Origin of the sequence: Mycobacterium sp., assembly GCF_049802695.1 — a bacterium.
GTDB lineage: Bacteria > Actinomycetota > Actinomycetes > Mycobacteriales > Mycobacteriaceae > Mycobacterium.
Map to the genome: position 1 here is coordinate 1 of NZ_JBARMY010000206.1, position 7,498 is coordinate 7,498.

The 7,498-nt window shown below is 63.8% G+C and carries 6 protein-coding genes and 1 pseudogene; 6 read left to right on the forward strand and 1 reads right to left on the reverse strand.

What is annotated here, in order from left to right; all coding sequences use genetic code 11:
• The 5 genes and pseudogenes from WA317_RS08355 to WA317_RS08375 all read left to right on the forward strand — a co-directional run.
• Window positions 1–965 (forward strand): phosphoenolpyruvate carboxykinase (GTP) (locus WA317_RS08355; RefSeq protein ID WP_425172584.1); only part of this gene is annotated, 965 nt, incomplete at its 5' end.
• A 131-nt stretch (window positions 966–1,096) separates the two neighbouring features.
• Window positions 1,097–2,614 carry a fatty-acid--CoA ligase FadD4 gene (gene fadD4, locus WA317_RS08360; RefSeq protein WP_425172585.1) on the forward strand — a complete coding sequence of 506 codons (1,518 nt, stop codon included), beginning with the start codon at window positions 1,097–1,099 and terminating at the stop codon, window positions 2,612–2,614.
• Window positions 2,614–3,552: an enoyl-CoA hydratase/isomerase family protein gene (locus tag WA317_RS08365; protein WP_425172586.1), complete on the forward strand. Its 939-nt coding sequence runs from the start codon at window positions 2,614–2,616 to the stop codon at window positions 3,550–3,552. Before fadD4 ends, WA317_RS08365 begins: the two co-directional genes overlap by 1 nt.
• A 407-nt stretch (window positions 3,553–3,959) precedes the next feature.
• Entirely contained in the window at window positions 3,960–4,223 is a 264-nt protein-coding gene (locus tag WA317_RS08370; protein WP_425172587.1) for a colicin immunity domain-containing protein, read from the forward strand.
• 100 nt (window positions 4,224–4,323) lie between these two features.
• A pseudogene (locus WA317_RS08375) lies at window positions 4,324–4,455 on the forward strand (ribonuclease domain-containing protein); the annotation flags it as partial.
• A gap of 677 nt (window positions 4,456–5,132) precedes the next feature.
• On the opposite strand, the gene WA317_RS08380 reads toward WA317_RS08375, so the two are convergent.
• Window positions 5,133–6,287, reverse strand: a complete 1,155-nt coding sequence (locus tag WA317_RS08380; RefSeq protein ID WP_425172588.1) for an acyl-CoA dehydrogenase family protein — start codon at window positions 6,285–6,287, stop codon at window positions 5,133–5,135.
• Between the two features lie 65 nt (window positions 6,288–6,352).
• Here WA317_RS08380 and WA317_RS08385 point away from each other — a divergent pair, with 65 nt between their 5' ends.
• Window positions 6,353–7,336, forward strand: a complete 984-nt coding sequence (locus WA317_RS08385; protein WP_425172589.1) for a MaoC family dehydratase — start codon at window positions 6,353–6,355, stop codon at window positions 7,334–7,336.
• Window positions 7,337–7,498: the final 162 nt, after the last annotated feature.

The following is a 7,498-nucleotide window of genomic DNA, read 5'->3' on the forward strand; positions in this document are numbered from 1 at the left end:
GCGCCGAGACGCTCGGCGACGACATCGCCTGGATGCGGTTCGGCAAGGACGGCCGGCTGTACGCGGTCAACCCGGAGTTCGGCTTTTTCGGTGTCGCTCCCGGCACCAACTGGAAGTCGAATCCCAACGCGATGCGCACCATCGCCAGGGGCAACACCGTCTTCACCAACGTCGCGCTCACCGACGACAACGACGTGTGGTGGGAGGGCCTTGAAGGTGACCCGCAGCACCTGATCGACTGGAAGGGCAACGACTGGTACTACCGCGAGACGGAAACCAACGCGGCCCACCCGAACTCGCGCTACTGCACGCCGATGTCGCAGTGCCCGATCCTGGCGCCGGAGTGGGACGACCCGCAAGGTGTGCCGATCTCCGGCATCCTGTTCGGCGCCCGCCGCAAGACCACGGTGCCGTTGGTCACCGAGGCCCGCGACTGGCAGCACGGCGTGTTCATGGGCGCCACCATGGGCAGCGAGCAAACTGCGGCGGCCGAGGGCAAGGTCGGCGCCGTGCGCCGCGACCCGATGGCGATGCTGCCGTTCCTGGGCTACAACGTCGGCGACTACTTCCAGCACTGGCTGGATCTGGGCAAGAACTCCGATGAGTCCAAGCTGCCGAAGGTGTTCTTCGTCAACTGGTTCCGCCGCGGTGACGGCGGCAAGTTCCTGTGGCCGGGCTTCGGCGAGAACAGCCGGGTGCTGAAGTGGATCGTCGACCGCATCGAGCACCAGGCCGGCGGTCAGGACACCCCGATCGGTGTCGTGCCCAACGCCGAGGACCTGGACTTGAACGGACTCGAAGTCGATGCCGAAGACGTCGCGAGGGCCCTGGCAGTCAACCCTGCCGAGTGGCGTCAGGAACTGCCGATGATCGAAGAATGGTTCGAATTCGTCGGTGACAAGCTGCCCACCGGTGTCAAGGACGAGTTCGAGGCGCTCAAGCAGCGCCTGGCCGACGCCGACTAACTGAGCAGACGCAAAAGTGCCCTTTTAACCCCTCGGTTAACCCCCCGGGTTCTGGGGGCGTTTGCGTCTTACGGCGCTGGGTAGCTCGACCACTTGACACCCGTCAACTATGACGGTTGTACAGTCTGCGCATGCAGATACGCGAACACCTGGGCAACGGTAAGCCGGCTGTAATCCTGCATCCGCGCGGCACTGTCGTCACCTTCGACGACCTGGAAGCCCGCGCCAACCGATTGGCGCACTACTTCCGCGCCGCCGGTTTAGCCGAGGGCGACGTCATCGCAATCCTGATGGAGAACAACGAGCACATTCATGCGGTCATGTGGGCGGCGCGCCGCAGCGGCTTGTACTACGTGCCGATCAACACCCACCTGACGGCGGCCGAGGCCGCCTACGTCGTCGACAACAGCGCGGCCAAGGCGATCATCGGGTCGGCCGCGTTGCGGAAAACCTGTGAAAACCTCGAGGAGCACTTGCCGGCCGGCCTGCCCAGGCTGCTGATGATCGCCGACGACGACTTGACCGGATGGCAGCGATACCCCGAATGCGCTGCGCGGCAACCGGATACACCGATCGACGACGAACGCGAGGGCGATCTGCTGCAGTACTCTTCGGGTACCACTGGCCGCCCCAAGGGCATCAAACGCGAACTGCAGCATGTATCGCCCGCCGAGGCACCGGGAATGATGTCAGCGCTGGTCGGCTTCTGGATGAATCCCGATTCGATTTATCTGAGCCCCGCACCGCTGTACCACACCGCGCCTTCGGTGTGGTCGATGACCGTGCAAGCCGGCGGGATAACTACGGTCGTGCTGGAGAAGTTCGAGCCGGAGAGCTGTCTCGACGCCATCCAGTGCTACCGGGTGAGTCACGGCCAGTTCGTGCCCGCAATGTTCACCCGTATGTTGAAATTGCCCGAGCAGGTTCGTAGTTCGTACGACCTGTCGAGTCTGCAGCGGGTGATGCACGCCGCAGCGCCGTGTCCGGTGGAGATCAAGAAACAGATGATCGACTGGTGGGGTCCGATCGTCGACGAGTACTACGCGTCATCAGAAGCCATCGGCTCGACCATGATCAGTGCCGAGGAGTGGCTGGCCCATCCCGGCTCCGTCGGCAAACCGATGCTGTGTGAGATCCACGTCCTCGACGAGGACGGACGTGAGCTGCCGCCAGGGCAGGCCGGCGAAATCTACTTCAACGGCGGTTTCGATTTCGAATACCTCAACGACGCAGAAAAGACCGCGGCGTGCCGGAACCGCCAGGGCTGGGTCACCGTCGGCGACGTCGGCTACCTCGACGAGGACGGCTACCTGTTCCTCACCGACCGCCGCCACCACATGATCATTTCCGGCGGGGTGAACATCTATCCGCAGGAGGCGGAGAACCTGCTGGTGACGCATCCGAAAGTGCTTGACGCCGCGGTGTTCGGCATTCCGGACGACGAGATGGGCCAGAGTGTCAAAGCGGTGGTGCAGACCGTCGGCCCGGCCGACGCCACCGACGAACTCGCCGAGGAACTTCTGGTCTGGCTGCGGGAACGATTGTCGCACTACAAGTGTCCGCGCTCGATCTCGTTTCAGGCGCAGCTGCCCCGCAGCGAAGCCGGCAAGTTGTTCAAAGCCGAACTGATCAAAGCCTATTCGGTGTGATGCCGCGCGTCGTTGACCTGACGGACCCGCCGCAGGTAGACGACGCGCCGCTACCCGGTGTGCTCGTCGCTGTAGGGCCGACCTCCGGCGCCTCCGAATACTGGCTCCAGCAAGCTACCTTCACGCTCACCGAGGACCATAGCGAGGACCGGCGGGTAATCACGGTCGAGTCGGTACCGGACGCACTCACCGCACTGTGCGAACGATGCGACCGCTGGCCGCACGCCAGCGCTGTCTGCGACGACGTGCTGCGGTCACTCGAGCCGCACGGTCCGACGTCCGCCGGCGTGGTGACCGAGTCGCTGGCCTACTCCACGTTGCAGGCCGGTCCGGAGTTCGCTCGCTGGCTCGCCGAGCGCGGCCCAGCCGAGTTACCTGCGATCTCGAATCCGGTTCTGGCGCAACGGGAGGGCAACACACTACGGGCCAGGTTCAACCGGCCGCAGCGACACAACGCATTTTCCACCGATGCGCGTGCAGCGTTGCTGGAAGCGTTGGCTGTCGCCCTGCTCGACCCGTCGGTCGACGAGGTCGTGCTGAGCGGGGACGGCCCGTCGTTCTGCAGCGGGGGCGATCTTGCCGAGTTCGGCACATTCGCCGATCCAGCGAGCGCACACCTGGCCCGCACCCGGCACAGCCCGGCGCTGGTGCTGGATGCGATCACCGCCCGACTCGGAGCATCCTGCCGCGCCGAAGTTCACGGCCGGGTGCTGGGCAGCGGACTGGAGATGGCGGCATTCTGCGGGCGGGTGCTCTGCCGGCCGGACGCGGTGCTCGGATTGCCGGAGTTGAGTCTGGGACTGATACCCGGCGCAGGTGGCACCGTCAGCATCACTAGGCGGATAGGGCGTTGGCGCACAGCCTATCTGGTGATTTCAGGTAAGTTACTCGACGCCGGCACCGCGTTGGCCTGGGGCCTCGTCGACGCAATCGGCTGACGGAATATCGTATCGACATTCGTGCTGGCGTGAGATTTGGTCTCTAACGAGTTGCTGATGTGCGTCCTGGCGCCCCCAATCGCTCGGCTCAGCGGGCGGTTGGCGCGTAACGCCCCTCGAGCGTGAAGCCAGCGTCACGCTGGTGTTCGAACGTGAAGCCAGCTTCCCGTTCGATTCAGTAGGGCAACGGCCGCCGCGACCGGGCCATTTTTGTATCGATTCCTGGTGTAAGCGAGGTCAAGCGGTGCGGGTTATGCTCCGTTGTTATTGATCCGTGGCGGGAGTCTGGAGGTTTGACGCATGGCGTTTGCGATGGAGCCGGCGGTGGTGGGGGTGTCGGCGGCGACGCAGTCGGGGTTGGCTGCTGAGATGGGCGGGGCAGCGGGGGCGGTGGCGCCGGCGAGCGAATGTGCACTAAGTACAAAGACTTGATCTTAAGTTACGTCAATCGAAAAATCTCGGCTGAACAGTTTGAATCCGCGTATCTTGAATTGTTTAAGCACGACACCGATCAAGTGCTCGGCGTGCAGTTTAATATACTCGAGAATTTATTCTTTGCCATTGATGATTTCGTGGCAGATCCTGAATTGCGGGCAGCTGTTCACGGTCTGAACGAGGAAGACTTACGGAAACATGCGCTTGAAGCATACCAGCAGCTCTACCTGAACTGAAAGATTCAAGGCTCTCGCGCCCATCGCAGAATTATGCGTGTCAGACGCGCCCAACGTTCGTTAGCTGTGGGCGTTGAAGTCGCGACGATATCCATCTGAGACGGCTCACGTGTGGGACGTGAATCCAAGAGTGCCTAACGAGCGTCGCGACGACGATCGACTCGTGACCGGTTCTGACGGGTCTGCATGGTACACCGATGATCACTACCGAACACTTACCCGCCTTCGATGAACCCGCCCGCAACTATAAAGTTAGGAGATTTTTTGTCGTTGGTCGCTGGTCGCTGGCCGCTGGCCGCTGGCCACGGGCCGTGCGTGGCTGTGCACTCGCAGAAATATGCGGTACTCGTCCCTCCGGCCGGCTTCGAACTCAGGACAATCGACGGGGCTAATACCAAAACATTGGATGCACTTTTCGATGCTTTTGCGGAAGCCTGGCACTTCCCGCCAAGTTTCGCGTATCACCGTAGCGGAGGCGCGTTTGACGATTGGATGCGTGACTTCGACAACCTCACCAATCCGGCTTAAGATAGGCCGCCTGCCCTCGGCTATCTGACGGAAGTAAGCAATGCGCACCTACTTCTCGCCGAAGAACTAGAGTTGTTTCCGTGGTTCGCCAACCACATACCGTTCTACCGCGATTACTACCGTGACGATTTAGATCCGCCGGCGGCTTTTGGTTTACTGCTTTCGGCTCCCGACGATCAGTTGAAGGCGGTGCGCGAACGGTGGCTAGCTGCTGGCGTCCAGGTTGTAGAAGTTACAGTGTGAGGTCGTGCAGGCGTCGCGCGAACTTCAAATCGCCAGCTCGAGATAGTGTCCTCTAGGGGCTGGGTTGAAGGTCAGTCATTCCAACGGCTTCGGTAGCGCGTAACGCAACTGGCCACACTCGGCCACTCGGCGGCTCAACTAGATCCCACCCCTGGCGACCAGCTGTCCAGCGATGACATTGCGCTGAATCTCGTTGGTGCCTTCGCCGACGATCATCAGCGGCGCATCGCGGAAATACCGCTCGACGTCGTATTCGGTGGAGTAGCCGTAGCCGCCGTGGATGCGCATGGCATTCAGCGCTATTTCCATGGCCACCTCGGAGGCGAACAATTTGGCCATCCCCGCCTCCATGTCGCAGCGCTCGCCGCTGTCGTAACGTTCGGCGGCGTAGCGGGTGAGTTGGCGCGCCGCGGTGAGTTTGGTCGCCATATCAGCTAAGTAATTACCGATGGACTGGTGTTTCCAGATCGGCTGGCCGAAGCTTTCCCGCTGCCGGGCGTAGGCCAACGCATCCTCGAGTGCGGCCGTCGCCACCCCCAGAGCCCGCGACGCCACCTGGATACGGCCGGTCTCCAGGCCTTTCATCATCTGCGCGAACCCGCGGCCGGGAGTGCCGCCGAGCACCGCCGTCGCGGGAACGCGGCAGTCGTCGAACGACAGCTCGCAGCTCTCTATGCCCTTGTAGCCGAGCTTCGGCAGGTCACGCGACACCGTCAGGCCGGGCCCCGGCTCGACCAGCAGCACTGATATCCCAGTGTGCCGCGGCCGCGCCTCCGGGTCCGTCTTGCACAGCAGCACAATCAGCCCGGAGTGGCGGGCATTGCTGATCCAGGTCTTGGACCCGTTGATGACCAGATCGGGTCCGTCAGCCCGGGCGGTCGTCGACATGTTCTGCAGGTCGCTGCCGCCGCCCGGCTCGGTGAGCGCCATCGTGGCGCGCAGCTCTCCAGTGGCCATCGGCGGCAGGTACCGACGCTTCTGCTCTTCGGTGCCGAATAGTGAGAGCAGCTTGGCGACGACGGTGTGCCCGCCCATCGCGCCGGCCAGGCTCATCCATCCGCGCGCCAGTTCCTGGGTGACCAGCACATAGCACGGCATCGACACGGGCGAGCCGCCGTATTCCTCCGGTATCGCCAGGCCGTAGACGCCGATGCGCTTCATCTGCTCGATCCACGCTTCGGGATAGGCGTTGGCATGCTCCACCTCGCGGACGGTCGGCTTGACCTCCTTGTCGACGAACGCGCGCACCGTTTCGACCAGCATCGACTCTTCGTCGGTCAGTCCCGCGCTCATGTGTCGCCTCCGTGTGTCAGGATTCGCAAGCCCTTTCTAAGCCATATTGACTCCTCGGAGGCGCGATGAGCGGCGGACCGCACTTCGAGGATCTCGCGGTCGGCCAGGTTTTCGAAGGTGCACCGTCGCTGACGTTGACGCCCGGGATGGCCGCGGTCCATCAGGCGATCATCGGCGATCGGTTGCGGCTGGCCCTGGACGCTGATTTGTCGGCCGCGGTCATCGGCGCACCGGCTGCGCTGGCGCATCCGGCGCTGGTGTGCGACGTGGCGATCGGGCAGAGCACACTTGCTACCCAACGGGTCAAAGCCAACCTGTTCTACCGGGGGCTGAATTTTCATCGATTCCCGGTCATCGGTGACACCCTTTACACCCGCACCGAAGTGGTGGGGCTGCGGGCGACGACGGCCAAGCCTGGTCGCGCGCCCAGCGGGCTCGCCGTGTTGCGAATGACCACCATTGATCAGGCTGACCGGCTGGTGCTCGACTTCTACCGGTGCGCCATGCTGCCGGTCCGATCAACGGCCGATACCGGGCGGCACGACGATCTGTCCACCATCGGCAGCGACGCCGTGGCACCGGCAGCGGATCCGACGGCCGACTGGGACGCCGAGGCGTTTCGCAGACGGGTGGCAGGCAACCACTTCGAGGCCGGTCTGGCGGGAACGGTGTTGCACAGCACCGGCGATGTGGTCAGCAGCGCCCCGGAGCTGGCTCGGCTCACCCTCAACATCGCCGCGGTGCATCACGATTCCCGCCCGACCGGGCGCCGGCTGGTGTACGGCGGGCACACCATCGGATTGGCGCTGGCGCAGGTGACCCGGCTGCTGCCAACTGTGGTGACAGTGCTGAGCTGGCAGTCGTGCGACCACACCGGCCCGGTGCATGAAGGCGACACCCTGTACAGCGAAGTGCATGTCGAGTCCGCTGAGCCGGCGGACCAGGGTGGTGTGCTGGGCCTGCGATCGCTGGTCTACGCCGCCGGTGACGCGCCGGATGAATCGGATCGGCCGGTGCTGGACTGGCGTTTCACGGCGCGCCAGTTCTGAACGTCGCTACCGGGACAATGGAAAGCGTGGATCCCAACGCGCACCGCGCCGCGGTGGACTGGGCCGGTAGCGGCCTGGCGTATCTGACCGGCGCGCCGGACGGGCCGCCGGACTTCTCGCGCGCCGCCGTGCTGTCCGAAGCCCGCCGGGTGGCAGCAGAGA